This window comes from Flavobacterium sp. SM15 (assembly GCF_022012335.1).
Lineage (GTDB): Bacteria > Bacteroidota > Bacteroidia > Flavobacteriales > Flavobacteriaceae > Flavobacterium.
This window is the reverse complement of record NZ_JAKLTO010000003.1, coordinates 345,306-361,390: the sequence shown is the minus strand read 5'-3', so window position 1 is coordinate 361,390 and position 16,085 is coordinate 345,306. Positions and strand designations below refer to the sequence as shown.

Here is a 16,085-nt window from a genome sequence, read left to right as displayed (position 1 = left end):
AAGCAGAATAAGGAGATTGAAGAGTTGAAGAGTTTAGTAAAAGTATTGATCAAGAAATAGTCTTTTTAATTTAAAATATTATGAAAAAGATTTTGAAAATATTTATGCTATTCAGTTTGTTTTTTGCCTCTTTTACTGTTTCGGCTCAAATTGATGATTATTTTAAAGCTGAGAGAAATAGGATAACACAAGCTCAGAAAATTGATTTGCAAATTGAAGATTTTATATCTGATAACCTGAGTAATTATTCCTTGAAACAGTCGGTAATTGATGAGATTATGACTAGTTTTCATGAAGACGATATAGCTTCGGAAGCTGAAATTCAGAATATGATATTAGCAAGAAAAAAGCAAGAATTAAGGAAGTTGTATTTTATTGAGAATAAAGATATAATTGAACATTATGCAGTTGAATTACCAAAAGGTTTAAGGCTAAGTTGTGTTAATGGAGGCTTTGAAGCATCTCCTGCAACTGCGGGTTATCATTTTGGAACTGGTATTGGTGATATTAATGGATGTCAAACCCCTGCGAGACCTATTGATCCAAGTATAACTCCTGCAGAAAATGATTTTTTTGCAAACGTTTCGATTATTTCAGATACGTTACCAAATTTTTTTGAGTTTGATCCATTTTTAGATACGCCTTTGTATGACACTATTAAAGTAAAAACTATTTCACCTAATGGGGGGAATAACTGTATTAAGTTAAATGGAAACAGAAAAAATGGACATGGACATGATATGAGTGTTACTACAATGTACAGAGATTTGACTATAGGTCCAGCTGATGATTTTTTGGAATATGAATTTTCACTTTTTTTACAGGACAGTAATCATTCTAATGATAAAAGACCAACTTTTAGAATTGATCTCATGGTAAATAATGTAGTTGTAAATACTACTTGTTATACTGCTGAGCCCAATTGTTTATATAAAACGGCTCACCCTAATAATCTCCTTCCGAATATTACTGGTAATGATGTTTATTATACCGATTGGCGGTGTGATCGTATTAATGTGTCAAATTTCAGAGGTTTAAATGCAACTTTAATATTTACAATTACGGATTGTGAATATTCTAATGGACATTATGGAACGGTTTATATTGATAATATTTGTAATTTTATTTGCGAGGCTCCAGCTCAAGGCTCGTTGATGATAAAACCTTTAGAAAATTGCGAATCATTAAGCAGTCCGAATTATCAGGTTTGTGGTAGTTTTATTCCTCCTGTAAATTCAACTTTAAACTCTTTAACTTTAAGTTGTTCGCTAAATGGAGGGGCTTTTAATATTGTTACAGGAGCTACTTTAAATGTTACAGGAAATAATTATTGTTTTGAAATTCCATCATCATTTTTTGGGAGTAATCCTAATGGAGCGAATTACCAGTTTCAACTAGATGCAAATTATATTGAAACGTGCGAGTCAGGAAGTTTTGCGATGACCAACTCTACATTTGCAGGTGTTACTTTTATTAATTGCTGCCAACCAACCTTAACATCCGCAACTATAATTAATTTAGAAGTACATGAACAAAGATCAAACTGGATCAAAACTACAGATGAAATAAGGTTCAATAATAATATTCAAGGAGATGCAGTTGTATACCATGCGGGGAATTTTGTTGAACTTAATCCGGGGTTCGAAGCTGTTAATGGTTCACAATTCGTTGCTTATCCAAAGGATTGTGATGGAAATTTTGTTTATAAGAATGGAGACAATCAGTCAAGTCAAACAATCGCTTTAAATGACAGTTCTAAGTTTGGCAATCAATTGAGAATATATCCAAACCCGACTAGCGGTTTAGTAACAATTACCCAAGCTGATAAAATCATAAAATCGGTACACGTAAATTCTATCGACGGAAAGTCTAGATTGTTTCAAAACTTTCAAAACGCCACCGAGTTCAAAATCGACATGACAAATTTTGCAGCAGGAATCTATATTATCTCTGCGGAAACGCAAGACGGTCAAATCATAAACACCAAATTAGTTAAGAACTAATAAAAAAGTCCCGAGCAATCGGGACTTTTATTTTTTAAGTGATTCTTTATTCGGCAGGTTTTTCTTCCTCGTTTTCTTCAGAAGAATTGCCAGTCACCTCGTCAATTTTATTTTCAACGCTGTCTACTACATTTGAAACAGCTTCTTTGGCATCGGCAGCTTTGTCTTCCACCCAGTCGGCAGCTTGTGAGGCTTTTTCTTTGGCAGAATCCACAAGGTTGTTTAGTGAATCTTTAACGCCCATTTCTTCTAATTTGTGGGAAGCACTTTCTGCAACATCAGAAGCCTTTTCCACAGCGTCATGAGCAAAAGATTCTACTTTGTTTATAGCGGAATCCGCCATATTGGAAACGTTTTCGCTTAAGCCTTCGGTAGATTGTTTGGCTTTTCCGAAAAGCGAACTGAAAAAATTTGATAATCCCATAATTTCTGTTTTTTATCAAATTTACTGAAAAAATGATTAAGAATTAACTTATGATTCCTGAATTTAACAATTGGGTTTGTTTTTAATCTTCAGATTTTCTGAAAGTTAACAAATGGAAGGAGTTATTTTGAGTGAATTTTTCGTTTATCAGAGCCCTTTTTTTATCTTTGTCTAAAAGCCTGATTTAACGAATTATCGAATAACTGTTATTTTTTTGAAACAAACAGGCGGGCAATCCAGCTAGAAAATAACAGTCGCAATATTATGAGTAAGAATATAGTTTTTTTAATTAATAAATCTGAAATTACGGCAGGTACCCGAGGTGCTTCTTTAGGGCCTGATGCAGTGTTTACCGCTGCCCGGAAAAGGGGGAGTTTTATTTTTGGAGAAAATCAAGTGGAAAAGCTCCAAAGTGTCAACCATCTCTTGGATCATCCTACCCAATTTCAATTTGCCAAACGAATTGACGGCTTGTCGGAAATTTATACCCAATTAAACGACAAAGTTTCCAACCTTCTTTTAAATAATAACTTTCCATTTGTTTTAGCGGCCGATCACGGTTCAGCAGGCGGAACCATCGCAGGAATCAAATCTGCATTTCCAAGCAAGCGCATTGGGGTGGTCTGGATTGATGCGCATGCCGATATCCACACGCCTTACACAACACCATCGGGTAATATGCACGGAATGCCTTTGGCAACTGCGTTAAATGTGGATAATCTGGAATGTAAGGTCAATGAAGTTTCCCAAGAGACATTGTTGTTTTGGAATAAACTGAAACAAACCGGAGGAACTGCTCCTAAAATCAATCCGGAAGATGTTGTTTATATTGCTGTAAGAGACACAGAAGAGCAGGAAGATGCCATAATGAAGCGCCTGAACATTAGGAATTATCAGGTTACTGAGGTTAGAACTAAAGGGGTTGGGACAGTTATAGCTGAAATTGAAGAAAAGTTGAAGGCCTGCGATTGTATTTATGTTTCGTTTGATGTGGATTCCATGGATCCCGAGATGACTTCGCACGGAACAGGAACGCCAGTAGCCAACGGTTTGTCGCCACAAGAAGCAAAGGAGATATTATTGCGTTTGGCTAACAATGAAAAAACCGTTTGTATTGAAGTAGTAGAGGTTAATCCTTGCTTGGATGAAAAGATCAACGTTATGGCCGAGGTTACTTTCGATATAATAGAAGCGGTTACTCACGAATTAAAAAACTAAACCATGCAACAAACAACTAGCACTTTACTAATGATTCGTCCGGTGGCTTTTCGTAGAAACGAGCAAACCGCAGTGAATAATTACTATCAGAAAGCCTCAGAAGGAATATTGCCCGCAACCATCAATGCAAAAGCTCAGGAAGAATTTGACGGATTGGTCGCTCAGCTTCACAAGGCCGGAATGGAGGTAATTATTGTTAATGATACCGAATCGCCAAGCACACCCGACAGTATTTTTCCCAACAACTGGATTTCTTTTCATCAAACTGCAGATGTGACGTTGTATCCGATGTTTGCAGAAAACCGCCGTTTGGAACGAAGAGACGATATTTTAGATTTGCTCGAGGAAAAAGGATTTTATATTGAACAGCTAGTGGATTATTCTGCTGCTGAAGAAGATGGGGTTTTTTTGGAAGGAACCGGTAGTTTGGTTCTGGATCGTGAAAATGGGAAAGCGTATTGTGGTATTTCACCAAGATCGGACGAGGAATTAATGATTGAGTTTTGTGAGGATTTCGAGATGGATCCGGTAATTTTTGATGCGTTTCAAACAGTGAACGGAGAACGAAAACCAATTTATCATACCAATGTGATGATGAGTGTTGGGGAGAAATTTGCAGTGATTTGCCCGGAATGTATTGACGATTCCAAAGAGCGCAAAATGGTTTTGGATTGTTTGAAATCAGACGGAAAAGAAATTGTCGTTATTACTGAAGAGCAAGTAAGGAATTTTGCTGGAAACATTCTTCAGGTGAAAAACAGTGATGAGGAACGTTTTATAGTAATGAGTGAATCGGCAAGGCAAAGTTTTACTCCAGCTCAATTAAAGGTTTTGGAAAAACATGGAGAAATAATAAGTGCGAAACTCGACACCATTGAGACTAATGGTGGTGGTAGCGCCCGTTGCATGATTGCGGAAGTTTTTTTACCGAAGCAAACCGAAGAATAAATGAGAAAGGCCTTAATTAAGGTCTTTTTTTTTATGTTTTGTTTGCTGCAATATTTCGTAGCATTCCTTCAAAAATAAAAAAATGAAAGGGAAGCATGCTGTACCAATACCATCGGCCTAAAATTCCTTTTGGTCTAAATGTGGCAGTTTGGTGTAAAATATCATTTTCATCAATTCTGAATTCCAACCAAGCTTCTCCAGGCAAGCGCATTTCGGCAAATAACAACAATCGTTTTTTCTCTTTGTCGGCCAATAAGACCCGCCAAAAATCGAGTGCATCACCGTTGTCAAGATGATTTGGGCTTGTTCTTCCGCGTCGTAAACCCACGCCTCCGAATAATTTATCTAAAAATCCGCGCAGCTTCCACATCCAGTTTCCGTAATACCAGCCTTTGTTTCCGCCGATGGTCCATATGTTGTTTAATGCTTTTTCAGGATTTTGAACTTTTATTTTCTGATAATCTTTCAAACAGCCAAAGGTTGGGACCTGTATGAATTCAGAAAGATTTTTTTTGAAACGACTGCTTGCCAAACTGTCTTTCCAACTTGAAATCACTAGATTTTGTTCGATTTTTTCAAAAGCAAGTGTAATGGCTTCCGTGTATGACAAAGGTGTAATGTTGAGGAGTTTTTCCAAGCGATTGTCCCGGATTACAACTTCAATTTTCATGCTGTCTACCAGATTCACAGCTAATTTATAGGAAGTTGAAGTGACAAAATACAGCCAATAAGAAGAGAGTTTCGGTGTCATGACCGGCACGGTGAATACCCAGTTTTTTAAACCGCGTACTTTTGCATATTGCTGAAGCATTTCTTTGTATGTTAAAACATCTGGGCCGCCAATGTCAAACGATTGGTCAAAACAGTCTTCTTTTAACTGAACTCCGATAAGATATTCGATTACGTTTCTCACTGCGATGGGCTGTGTTTTGGTAAGTACCCATTTGGGAGTAATCATAAGAGGAAGTTTTTCGCATAAATCCCGGATGATTTCAAAAGAAGAGCTTCCTGATCCAACCACGATTCCTGCCCGTAAAACTGTCAACCTGAAATTTCCCCTCTGCAGTATCTTTTCAACATTGCTTCTCGATTGAAGGTGTCTTGAAAGGGTGCTGCTGTTTACAATTCCACTTAAATAGACCACTTGTTTTACATGCATTTCTTCCATATAGCAGTTGAAATTTTGTGCTGCTTTTGCCTCCATACTTTCAAAACGTTGGATGGAAGAAGACATCGAGTGTATCAGGTAATAGGCTGTGTCAATATTTTTTGGAATTTCTTTTAAGGTAATATCAGTCAAGAAATCAACTTCCCAAACAGTTATTTTTTTAAGGGTGTCAGGGTCCAAACCTAATCGGAATCGGTCTCTGACAGCGCAAATCACTTCATGACCCTGAGCGAGCAACTCGGGTAAAAGTCTTCGGCCGATGTAGCCATTTGCTCCTGTAAGTAGAATTTTCATTTTTTCTGAAAACTACTTAAAGGTACAAAAAACCAAAATTTTAAAATTAGATTGCTTTGAAAATGTTTACGATAGCACTACTGATGTATTGTACGCCAATGGCAATCACAAAGAAGCCAATTATTCTTGAAATGGCCACAATACCTGAAGCACCAAGTAATTTTGAAAGGTAATGTCCGCTTCTTAAAATGATGAAAATGGCCAAGGCAACTGCCAAAATCGAAAGACAGATGATTGCTTTGTCTGAAAACTCTGGGTAATCCTGGTAAAAAGCAATCAATAAGGAAATGGAGCCTGGCCCAGCTAAAATTGGCATAGCTAAAGGAGTTAAGGCGATATCGTTTCTGCTTTGTGCGTCGTTGGTGACTTTTTTGTTCACGCCTCTTTTTTTGCTGAATTTTCCACTTAGTAATGCAAAACCGGAACTTGCAATTACAAGCCCACCTGCAATACGAAGTGCATCGATACTGATTCCGAAGAAATTAATAACATATTCTCCGACAAAGAACGAAATTATTAAAATGATAAAAACATTGACGGCTGTCCAGATTGAAGTTCGTAATCGTTCCGCCGGTGAATCGTGTTCGGTTAAGCCTACATAAATAGGGATGGCACCAAGCGGGTTTAAAACTGAAAATAAGGCGGCAAAAATGTAAACGAATAATTCCATGGTTTTTATTGCAAAGTTAGAATTGGTAAATCCGATAAGGGTTAACGAAACATTATCTTATCGAAGCGTAATCATAATTCACTAAAATAGGAAAAAAAGGATTAAAACCGTAACTTTAGAAAAAAATAATACCAATGAAAACACTTGTTATTGGGGCTTCAACAAACCCTGAGCGTTATTCTTTTTTAGCAGTTAACAGTTTATTGAAGCACAATCATGAAGTTGTGGCCATCGGGTCCCATCAGGATAAGATTGAAAATGTGGATATTATAACCGAAAAACTTCCTTTTGAAGAAGTTCATACGGTTTCATTATATCTTAACCCGTTGCATCAGAAGGAATATTATGATTATGTAATCGGGCTGCAGCCTAAACGCGTTATTTTTAATCCCGGTACCGAGAATCCCGATTTTTTCGATCTATTAAGCGCAAATAATATTCCTTACGAAGCGGCTTGTACTTTGGTTTTACTGGCTACGAATCAATTTTAGAAAACTTCTTTTTCTGTGGGTTTGCTGATTGCTATTAACAGTAAAAAAGTAATCAGTCCGTTGATGATAATCAGTTCGTTGTCAAATTTGTAGTTTCCGAAGAAGAATTCCGAATAAGAACTCAATACAAATGTAATTGCCGGAGCGATAATACAAACCATCGGCACTAATTTGTCGTGAACGGTTTTCGATTTCATGAACAATCCAAAAGAATACAATCCTAAAAGTGGTCCGTAAGTGTAAGAAGCAATTTTGAAAATCATACTTACCACCGAAGCGTCGTTTATCGCATTGAAAATAATGATAACTAAAAACATCAAAAATGAAAAGCCGATGTGAACGAAATGTCGCGTTCGCACAATATTAGGTTTGTTGATGTTTTCCGCTTTGTCCATTCCTAGGAAATCAACACAAAAAGAAGTAGTAAGCGCGGTTAATGCCGAATCGGTTGTGGCGAATGTGGCAGCGGTCAATCCTAATAAAAAGACAATTGATGGAATAAGTGCCAAATGATTGAAGGCGATTTGCGGGAACAACAAATCGGTTCTTGGTTTTCCGGTTACACTGTCCAGAGGTACTTCAATACCATTTTTGGAAGCATACAAATACAATAACGCACCAACACTTAAAAAGAACAGGTTGATGATCACGAAAATCCCGGTAAAGGTGAACATGTTTTTTTGTGCTTCGCCGATGTTTTTACAGCTCAGGTTTTTCTGCATTAAATCCTGATCCAATCCTACCATGGCGATGGTTACAAAGATTCCGCCTAAAATCTGTTTTACGAAATGGAAGCGGTTTGTGATGAAATCCTCAAAAAAGAAAATTTTGGAATAATTACTCTGTTTAACGGCTTCAAAAGCTTGAATTGCGCTGTAATCCAAACTGTCGCAGATAAAATAAATCGTGAAAAATACCGAAGAAACTAAGAAAAACGTTTGTAACGTATCGGTAATAATGATGGTTTTCAGTCCGCCTTTATAGGTGTAGGCGAAAATCAGCCCCAAGGAAATTAATACGGTAATGGCAAACGGAACATTGTAATAATCAAACACAAAACGCTGTAAAACGATTACGACTAAGTAAAGTCGAAACGCCGAACCAATAGTTCTGCTCAGCAAGAAAATAGAGGCAGCGGTCTTGTAACTTACCACTCCCAAGCGGTGTTCAATGTATCCGTAAATGGAGGTCAGGTTCATCCTATAGTATAAAGGAAGCAACACTTTAGCCACAATGATAAAACCGATGGCATTTCCCAAGACAAACTGAAAATATTTGAATTGTTCTCCGGTTGGAGCACCCACTTCGCCCGGAACCGAGATAAAAGTAACTCCGGAAAGCGCCGTTCCGATCATTCCGAAAGCAACCAAATACCATTTTGAATTTTTGTTGGCTTTGAAAAAAGCGTCGTTACTGTGGTCTTTTTTGCTTATGATATTGGAAATCAATATCAAAACCCCGAAATAAACAACGATGATGGAAAGAATGGTAAGTGGCGACATCTGAATAATTTTAAGTTGCCAATTTACATAAATAATCTTCAGTTTTTCAAATCGGATAACTTTCAAATTAATTACTTTTGCTGCATGGAATTTTCTTCAAAATTATTGGAAAAAGCAGTGAATGAAATGGCGCAACTTCCTGGTATTGGAAAGCGTACGGCCTTGCGTTTGGTTTTGCATCTGCTCAAACAGCCAAAAGAACAAACCGAATTGCTTACAGAGGCTTTAGTGAAAATGCGCAGTGAGATTAAATTTTGCAAAGAATGCCATAATATTTCCGATGTGGAGGTTTGTGAGATCTGCTCTAATCCTTCCAGAGATCGATCGGTAATTTGTGTGGTGGAAGACATTCGCGATGTGATGGCATTGGAGAATACGGGTATTTTTAAAGGGTTGTACCATGTGCTCGGCGGAAAAATCTCTCCGATCGACGGGGTTGGTCCAAGTCAGTTAAACATAGTTTCGTTAATTGAAAAGGTGAAAACCGGTGGTGTGAAAGAAATCATTTTTGCCTTGAGTTCCACTATGGAAGGCGATACAACCAATTTCTATATTTATAAACAAATAAAAGAATACCCGGTTGTAACTTCTGCCATTGCCCGTGGTATAGCTATAGGAGATGAATTGGAATACGCTGATGAGGTAACTTTGGGCCGAAGCCTGATGCAGCGAATTCCTTTTGAAAATTCATTGAAGAATATGTAAAAGTTACTTTTTGGTTTATTATTGCCCAAAAGTTTAAAAATATCATTTGAAAAACTATATTTGTTTTTTTAAAAATAAGAATGATGAGGAAAGGGCTTTTTCTTTTAATGCTGTTTATCGGGATATCTACCATTTCCTGTGTTCCACAAAAAGATTTGATTTATTTACAAAATGCCAAACAGGATAGTCTGTCTGTGGCGGTAAATCCGGTTGTTAATAAACCGTACAGAGTACAGACTAATGATATCTTACATATTAAAATTAAAGCCTTAGACCAGCGTTTGGTAGATATGTTCAGTTCTTCTTCCCAACAAGGAATGGCTCCATCGGAACAGAGTTTGTATTTTGACGGTTACACGGTGGATGATCACGGAAATATTAAAATTCCAGTTTTGGGGGAGATAAACGTCTTGGGATATACTACTGAAGAGATTCGAGCTAAAGTTGAAAAACAGCTGTTGGAAGATTATTTCAAAAAAGAAGCCAATATTTTTATAACGGTTAAATTGGCCGGTTTACGTTTTACAGTTAATGGAGAAGTGAAAAATCCAGGAACTAAAACCTTATATCAGGAAAAAGCGACTATTTTAGATGCTATAGCTAATTCTGGAGATATAGATATTGTAGGTAACCGTAAAGAAGTTCTTTTAGTTAGACAGTATCCTCATGGTACAGAGATGCATACCCTTGATTTAACAGATGCAAAAGTTATGCAATCACCCTACTATTATTTACAGCCCAACGATTATATTTATGTGAAACCTTTGAAACAAAAATCTTGGGGGACAGGATCAACCGGAACACAGTCTATTGCAACAATCGTCACAGCACTTTCACTGGTTGCATCAACAATGTTATTATTAAAAAATTTATAAGAAATTCAAATGCTGGACATAAAAGATTTTTCTTTTTTTGAGAATCAGGACAATTTTGATTTTAGAAGTTTCTTCATAAAAATATCGAGTTATTGGAAATGGTTTATTATTTCATTAATCATAACCCTAACAATTGCCTATCAGGTAAATATTCGTAAGGAGAAGATTTATGGAATGGATGCCTCAATAGTGGTAAAAGATGAGAATAACCCGTTTTTTACTTCCAACACCAGCCTTGTTTTTAACTGGGGCGGTACTTCTGATAAGGTACAAACCATCATTACCACCTTAATTTCACGTTCACATAATGAAGTGGTCGTTGATCGCTTGAATTTTTATGTTGATTATCTAACTCAGGGCAAATACAATTTTAAAGATTCCTATGGTGAGGTTCCTTTTTATGTGGAGCTTGATAAAACCAAAGGGCAATTGGCAGGGGTACCAATTCAAATTAAGTTTTTGAATGATTATGAATACCAGCTGAGTGTTAACTTTGAAAATTCCTCGGTAGGGACCTTTGTATATAGTTCAAATTCAACCGAAAATATTCAGGTGAAAACAGGTGAATTTTCTGCGAAATACAGAATAAATGAACCGGTTTCACTACCATTTGCAAATTTTACATTAAGAAAATTTCCAGATTGGAAAAAATATTCAGGAAACGAATTCTATGTTCGTTTTAATAGCTTTGACGGGACCGTTGGCCATTACAAAGGAATTGGTGTAAGTGCTGGCGATAAGGCAGGTTCAGTGGTTACTTTAAGTTTGCAGGGAACCAATAAAGCACGTTTGGTTGATTATCTTAATACTACGGTAATGGTGTTGAAGAAAAATCAGCTGGACAGTAAAAATCAATTTGCAATCAACACTATTGCGTTCATTGACAGTACTTTACTTGCAATGGAAGATCAAATTAAAAACACTGAAAAAGAGCTTAAAGATTTTCGGAAAAATAAAAATGCCTTTGAGCTTCAAGCTGGTGGTGAAAAGTTAACGGAACGTCTTACTGGTTTTGATGCTGAAAAAGATATCATTGAAAGGAAAATGGCATATTATAATATGCTAAACGGTTATTTGCAACGAAGTACTGATTTTTCAAAGTTGCCGGCGCCTACTGTTGCCGGAATTGATGATCCGAATATTTTGGGTAATGTTTCTAAGTTGATTTTGCTTTCAACAAGACGTTCTGAGCTAGGATATTCGGTAAAGAACAAAAAAATGTTCGATGACTTCGATAATGAAATGAATGCTATAAAGCAGGTCTTACTGGAGAATATTATTTCGGCAAAACGCGCTTTACAATACGATTTGTCGTTAGTAAATAGAAATATTTCTGAAGCAGAAAGTTCAATTAAAAAGCTTCCGGAAGATCAGCAGGAGTTGCTTAAAATTACAAGGAAGTACGATTTAAGTGATAATATTTACAGTACGTTTCTTCAAAAAAGAAGTGAAGCCAATATTGTAAAGGCTGCCAATGTTTCCGATGTTGAATTTATCGATTCTGCTAAGGATGTAGGAGGTGGACTTATCGGTCCTAAAACTAGCGTGAATTATGTTTTGGCTATTATTTTGGGTATTTTGATTCCTTTGGCATTTGCTTTTGGAGTTACCATTTTGGACAATACAATCCATAATACTGAGGATATACGAAAACTGACCAAGATCCCATTAATCGGAGTGGTTGGTAAAAAGAACACCACCAATAATCTTGCTGTTTTTGAAAAACCAAAGTCTCCGTTGGCAGAATCATTCAGGGCAATTCGTTCTTCACTTCAATACATCTATAAAAAACAGGAAGGTGCAGGATCGACAAAAATTCTAATGTTAACATCTTCAGTGGGAGGAGAAGGTAAAACGTTTTGTTCCATCAATATGGCAACTGTTTTTGCACTTAGTGAGAAGAAAACAGTTATTGTAGGTTTGGATTTGAGAAAGCCTAGAATTTTTGGCGATTTTAACATTGAAAATAATATTGGAGCGGTAAATTATTTGATTGGTCAGAAATCCATAGAAGAGGTTATTCAAAATACGCACATTCCTTATCTTGATGTTATTACTTCCGGGCCGATTCCTCCAAATCCTTCAGAATTGATCTTAGGAGAATCAATGGGGCAAATGATTGAGGAGCTTAAAAAGCAGTATGATTATGTTATTCTTGATACACCACCGGTTGGGCTGGTATCCGATGCTCTTGAGCTTGCACAGTATTGCGATGCCACACTTTATGTTACGCGCCAAAATTTCACCAAAAAAGGAATGTTATCCATTGTAAATGAAAAGCATAAGCGAGGAGAATTACATAACATAAGCATATTGCTTAATGGTTTTGAAAACCGAGCTAAATACGGATACGGGTACGGATACGGGTACGGTTACGGTTATGGGTACGGTGCTTATGGTAGTGGATATACCGAAATAGAACGACCTAAGACGATAGTAGGTAAAATTAAGGCAATGCTATTTGGAAAGTAAGATGCAAAAGGAAAACTGGCTGTATGAAATAACTCCGAAAGGAAAATTACTATCTTTTAATTTTGCTGAAATATGGCATTATCGAGACCTGTTGATGATGTTTGTTAAAAGAGATATAGTAACGTATTACAAGCAAACTATTTTAGGACCGTTGTGGTATTTGATACAGCCTATACTTACTTCGGTGGTTCAGTTTATTGTTTTTTTTAAGATTGCTAAAATTCAGTCGGACGGGATTCCTTATTTTTTATTTGCTTTGGCCGGAAACACGCTTTGGTTTTATTTTTCCGAATGTTTTAAAGCAACATCAGATACTTTTAAAACGAATCAGAATATTTTTGGGAAGGTTTATTTTCCAAGGATTATCATGCCGCTTTCAATTACCATCTCAAGTCTGGTGAAATTCGGAATCCAGTTTCTCTTATTTATTGTTGTTCTTGTATACTATATGATAAACGGAGCTCCAATTGAACTTAAATGGACGGTTTTACTGACTCCAATACTTCTTTTGGTAATGGCTTTAATTTCGTTGGGTTTTGGAATGATAATTTCCTCAATGACTACCAAATACCGTGATTTGACTTTTGTGGTATCTTTTGGTATTTCGTTGTATATGTACATTACTCCGGTTGTGGTGCCTACTTCTACAGCCGTTAGGGAACTTACACCTTATGGATTGGAAAATTTGGTTTATCTGAATCCGTTAACCAGTATTTTTGAATTTTTTAAATACTCATTTTTAGGACAGGGAACTTTTACTGCCTTTGGATTGATTTATTCTTTGGTTTTTTCAATTGTAGTAATGATGTTAGGACTTGTGATTTTTAATAAAACAGAGCGAAGTTTTATAGACACAATTTAACGATAATGTAGTAGTAATACCAATGCAGGTTTGGTAAATTAACGTATCTTTGCACCCAAATCAAAACAGATGTCAGAACTAAGTTATTCAATTCTAGTTACAGGTGGAGCCGGTTTTATTGGATCTAATCTCTGTGATTATTTTTTGGGTAAAGGTCATAAAGTGACTTGTCTGGATAATTTTTCAACAGGTTTTCGTCACAATGTCGAACCATTTTTGCAGCATCCCAATTTTACTTTAATAGAAGGAGATATTCGCGATTTTCAAGTTTGTGTCAGGGCGTTGGACGGAATAGATTATGTGCTGCATCAGGCTGCGTTAGGTTCGGTTCCCCGCTCAATTCAAGATCCAATTACTACAAACGAGGTGAATGTTACCGGGTTTTTAAATATGTTGCATGCTTGTAAAGAAACGGGAATCAAACGTTTTGTTTATGCGGCAAGTTCCTCTACTTATGGAGATTCAGAAAGTCTTCCCAAAGTTGAAGATGTGATTGGAAAACCACTTTCACCTTATGCGATTACCAAATATGTAAATGAACTTTATGCCGATGTTTTTAGCAAAACTTATGGTATTCAAACCATCGGACTGCGCTATTTTAATGTATTTGGAAGAAAGCAAAATCCGAATGGGGCTTATGCTGCGGTAATACCTAAATTTGTGATGCAACTGATGCAGCACGAGAGCCCTGTAATTAATGGGGAGGGTAATTTTTCCCGTGATTTTACCTATATTGATAATGTGGTTCAGATGAATGAACTGGCTTTGACCACTCAAAATCCAAAAGCTTTGAATACGGTTTACAATACGGCTTTTGGTGACCGAACTACGCTAAATCAATTGGTTGAGTATTTAAAAGAATATCTTTCGGAATATGATTCTGAAATTAAGAATATAAAAATTGTGCACGGGCCAAACCGTTTAGGAGACATTCCGCATTCGTTGGCCAGTGTGGAAAAAGCAAAAGAGTTATTGAATTATAATCCGCAATTTTCCATTTCTGAAGGGTTGAAACAAGCTGTGAAATGGTATTGGGAAAATTTGAGATAAATATGGAAGTTAAAAATATATGTTGTATTGGTGCGGGTTATGTTGGAGGGCCCACTATGGCAATAATTGCTCAAAAATGCCCCAACATAAAAGTTACGGTAGTAGACTTGAATGAAAAAAGAATTGCTGCTTGGAACGATCCTAATGTGGAAAATATTCCTATTTATGAACCGGGTTTAGCTAGTGTCGTTGCTGAGGCGCGTGGTAGAAATTTATTCTTCTCAACCGAAGTGGATAAGGCTATTGATGAAGCCGATATGATTTTTATTTCTGTAAACACTCCGACCAAAACCTATGGAGTTGGCAAAGGAATGGCTGCCGATTTAAAATACATCGAATTGTGTGCCCGTCAGATCGCTCAGGTTTCAAAAACCGATAAAATTGTAGTTGAAAAATCAACTTTGCCGGTTCGTACTGCCAGTGCGATTAAAGATATTTTGGATCATACAGGAAATGGAGTGCAGTTTCAGATTCTATCCAATCCTGAATTCTTAGCTGAAGGTACAGCTGTGGAAGATTTACATAATCCGGATCGCGTTCTTATTGGAGGAGATACAACTCCGGAAGGTCATAAAGCAATTCAGGCTTTGGTAGATATCTATGCAAATTGGGTTCCTAAAGACAAGATTTTAACCACAAACGTATGGTCATCTGAGTTGTCAAAACTAACAGCCAATGCCTTTTTGGCTCAACGCGTATCTTCCATTAATGCCATGTCGGAATTGTGTGAAAAAACGGGAGCCGATGTAAATGAGGTAGCCAAAGCAATCGGGATGGACAGTCGTATTGGGCCTAAATTCCTTAAATCATCGGTTGGTTTCGGTGGTTCGTGCTTCCAAAAAGATATTTTAAATTTGGTTTATATTGCCAAATCGTATGGTTTGAATGAAGTAGCGGATTATTGGGAGCAGGTAATTATCATGAATGACCATCAAAAACGTCGTTTTGCAAAGAACATCATCAGCACGTTGTATAATACGGTTTCAGGAAAGAAAATTACTTTTTTAGGATGGGCTTTTAAAAAGGATACCAACGATACGCGTGAATCAGCTGCTATTTATGTTGCAGATGATCTGTTGAGTGAGCACGCACATATTTCAGTATTTGATCCTAAGGTAGAAGAAGAGCAGATCTATTTTGATTTGAATTATCTGGACACCCGATCGGAATCAGAAAATAAACAGGGAGTAATCGTGGCTAAGGACGCCTATACGGCTTGTAAAGATTCCCATGCAATAGCTGTTTTAACTGAATGGGATGAATTCAGAACTTATGATTGGCAGCGTATTTATGACAATATGCTAAAACCGGCCTTTGTTTTTGACGGAAGAAATTTATTAAATAAAAATGAACTGGAAAAGATTGGATTTATTTACCAGTCCATTGGTTCATAAGTAAGAAAG

The 16,085-nt window shown here is 36.7% G+C and carries 14 protein-coding genes; 10 read left to right on the top strand and 4 right to left on the bottom strand.

All coding sequences use genetic code 11. The features are described 5' to 3' along the window. Positions 1–80: 80 nt before the first annotated feature. Entirely contained in the window at positions 81–2,003 is a 1,923-nt protein-coding gene (locus tag LZZ90_RS07290; RefSeq protein ID WP_237790029.1) for a T9SS type A sorting domain-containing protein, read from the top strand. Between the two features lie 46 nt (positions 2,004–2,049). Here LZZ90_RS07290 and LZZ90_RS07285 read toward each other — a convergent pair whose 3' ends face one another. After that, positions 2,050–2,427, bottom strand: coding sequence for a hypothetical protein (locus LZZ90_RS07285; RefSeq protein WP_237790028.1), 378 nt, complete (start codon positions 2,425–2,427; stop codon positions 2,050–2,052). A 264-nt stretch (positions 2,428–2,691) separates the two neighbouring features. Here LZZ90_RS07285 and LZZ90_RS07280 point away from each other — a divergent pair, with 264 nt between their 5' ends. Together LZZ90_RS07280 and ctlX are read left to right on the top strand one after the other, a co-directional pair. Beyond that, positions 2,692–3,645: an arginase gene (locus tag LZZ90_RS07280; RefSeq protein ID WP_237790027.1), complete on the top strand. Its 954-nt coding sequence runs from the start codon at positions 2,692–2,694 to the stop codon at positions 3,643–3,645. 3 nt (positions 3,646–3,648) lie between these two features. Then, on the top strand, positions 3,649–4,593 hold the full coding sequence (gene ctlX, locus LZZ90_RS07275) for a citrulline utilization hydrolase CtlX (RefSeq protein ID WP_237790026.1): 945 nt from the start codon (positions 3,649–3,651) through the stop codon (positions 4,591–4,593). Between the two features lie 31 nt (positions 4,594–4,624). Here ctlX and LZZ90_RS07270 read toward each other — a convergent pair whose 3' ends face one another. Continuing rightward, positions 4,625–6,055, bottom strand: coding sequence for an SDR family oxidoreductase (locus LZZ90_RS07270; RefSeq protein WP_237790025.1), 1,431 nt, complete (start codon positions 6,053–6,055; stop codon positions 4,625–4,627). 46 nt (positions 6,056–6,101) lie between these two features. Then, positions 6,102–6,725, bottom strand: coding sequence for a MarC family NAAT transporter (locus LZZ90_RS07265; protein WP_237790024.1), 624 nt, complete (start codon positions 6,723–6,725; stop codon positions 6,102–6,104). 134 nt (positions 6,726–6,859) lie between these two features. Between LZZ90_RS07265 and LZZ90_RS07260 the strand changes: the two genes are divergently transcribed. Further along, positions 6,860–7,216, top strand: coding sequence for a CoA-binding protein (locus tag LZZ90_RS07260; RefSeq protein WP_237790023.1), 357 nt, complete (start codon positions 6,860–6,862; stop codon positions 7,214–7,216). On the opposite strand, the gene LZZ90_RS07255 is transcribed toward LZZ90_RS07260, so the two are convergent. Continuing rightward, positions 7,213–8,718: a sodium:solute symporter gene (locus LZZ90_RS07255; protein WP_237790130.1), complete on the bottom strand. Its 1,506-nt coding sequence runs from the start codon at positions 8,716–8,718 to the stop codon at positions 7,213–7,215. The genes LZZ90_RS07260 and LZZ90_RS07255 overlap by 4 nt on opposite strands. An 84-nt stretch (positions 8,719–8,802) precedes the next feature. Here LZZ90_RS07255 and recR point away from each other — a divergent pair, with 84 nt between their 5' ends. The 6 genes from recR (at position 8,803) to LZZ90_RS07225 (ending at position 16,076) form a co-directional block, all read left to right on the top strand. After that, entirely contained in the window at positions 8,803–9,423 is a 621-nt protein-coding gene (recR, locus tag LZZ90_RS07250; RefSeq protein ID WP_237790022.1) for a recombination mediator RecR, read from the top strand. 80 nt (positions 9,424–9,503) lie between these two features. Continuing rightward, complete coding sequence (locus tag LZZ90_RS07245) at positions 9,504–10,298, top strand: polysaccharide biosynthesis/export family protein (RefSeq protein WP_370640643.1); 795 nt, start codon at positions 9,504–9,506, stop codon at positions 10,296–10,298. Positions 10,299–10,307: 9 nt separating this feature from the next. Further along, the gene (locus LZZ90_RS07240; RefSeq protein WP_237790021.1) at positions 10,308–12,770 is read left to right on the top strand and encodes an exopolysaccharide transport family protein; all 2,463 of its coding nucleotides are present in this window, start codon (positions 10,308–10,310) and stop codon (positions 12,768–12,770) included. Between the two features lies 1 nt (position 12,771). Beyond that, entirely contained in the window at positions 12,772–13,632 is an 861-nt protein-coding gene (locus LZZ90_RS07235) for an ABC transporter permease (RefSeq protein WP_237790020.1), read from the top strand. Positions 13,633–13,701: 69 nt separating this feature from the next. Then, the gene (locus LZZ90_RS07230; protein WP_237790019.1) at positions 13,702–14,682 is read left to right on the top strand and encodes an SDR family oxidoreductase; all 981 of its coding nucleotides are present in this window, start codon (positions 13,702–13,704) and stop codon (positions 14,680–14,682) included. A gap of 2 nt (positions 14,683–14,684) precedes the next feature. Beyond that, the gene (locus LZZ90_RS07225) at positions 14,685–16,076 is read left to right on the top strand and encodes a UDP-glucose 6-dehydrogenase (RefSeq protein ID WP_237790018.1); all 1,392 of its coding nucleotides are present in this window, start codon (positions 14,685–14,687) and stop codon (positions 16,074–16,076) included. Positions 16,077–16,085 lie beyond the last annotated feature (9 nt).

Coding starts and splice junctions, on each gene's coding strand:
- LZZ90_RS07290 (WP_237790029.1), top strand. CDS start 81: ATGAAAAAGATTTTGAAAATATTTATGCTATTCAGTTTGTTTTTTGCC.
- LZZ90_RS07285 (WP_237790028.1), bottom strand. CDS start 2,427: ATGGGATTATCAAATTTTTTCAGTTCGCTTTTCGGAAAAGCCAAACAA.
- LZZ90_RS07280 (WP_237790027.1), top strand. CDS start 2,692: ATGAGTAAGAATATAGTTTTTTTAATTAATAAATCTGAAATTACGGCA.
- ctlX (WP_237790026.1), top strand. CDS start 3,649: ATGCAACAAACAACTAGCACTTTACTAATGATTCGTCCGGTGGCTTTT.
- LZZ90_RS07270 (WP_237790025.1), bottom strand. CDS start 6,055: ATGAAAATTCTACTTACAGGAGCAAATGGCTACATCGGCCGAAGACTT.
- LZZ90_RS07265 (WP_237790024.1), bottom strand. CDS start 6,725: ATGGAATTATTCGTTTACATTTTTGCCGCCTTATTTTCAGTTTTAAAC.
- LZZ90_RS07260 (WP_237790023.1), top strand. CDS start 6,860: ATGAAAACACTTGTTATTGGGGCTTCAACAAACCCTGAGCGTTATTCT.
- LZZ90_RS07255 (WP_237790130.1), bottom strand. CDS start 8,718: ATGTCGCCACTTACCATTCTTTCCATCATCGTTGTTTATTTCGGGGTT.
- recR (WP_237790022.1), top strand. CDS start 8,803: ATGGAATTTTCTTCAAAATTATTGGAAAAAGCAGTGAATGAAATGGCG.
- LZZ90_RS07245 (WP_370640643.1), top strand. CDS start 9,504: ATGATGAGGAAAGGGCTTTTTCTTTTAATGCTGTTTATCGGGATATCT.
- LZZ90_RS07240 (WP_237790021.1), top strand. CDS start 10,308: ATGCTGGACATAAAAGATTTTTCTTTTTTTGAGAATCAGGACAATTTT.
- LZZ90_RS07235 (WP_237790020.1), top strand. CDS start 12,772: ATGCAAAAGGAAAACTGGCTGTATGAAATAACTCCGAAAGGAAAATTA.
- LZZ90_RS07230 (WP_237790019.1), top strand. CDS start 13,702: ATGTCAGAACTAAGTTATTCAATTCTAGTTACAGGTGGAGCCGGTTTT.
- LZZ90_RS07225 (WP_237790018.1), top strand. CDS start 14,685: ATGGAAGTTAAAAATATATGTTGTATTGGTGCGGGTTATGTTGGAGGG.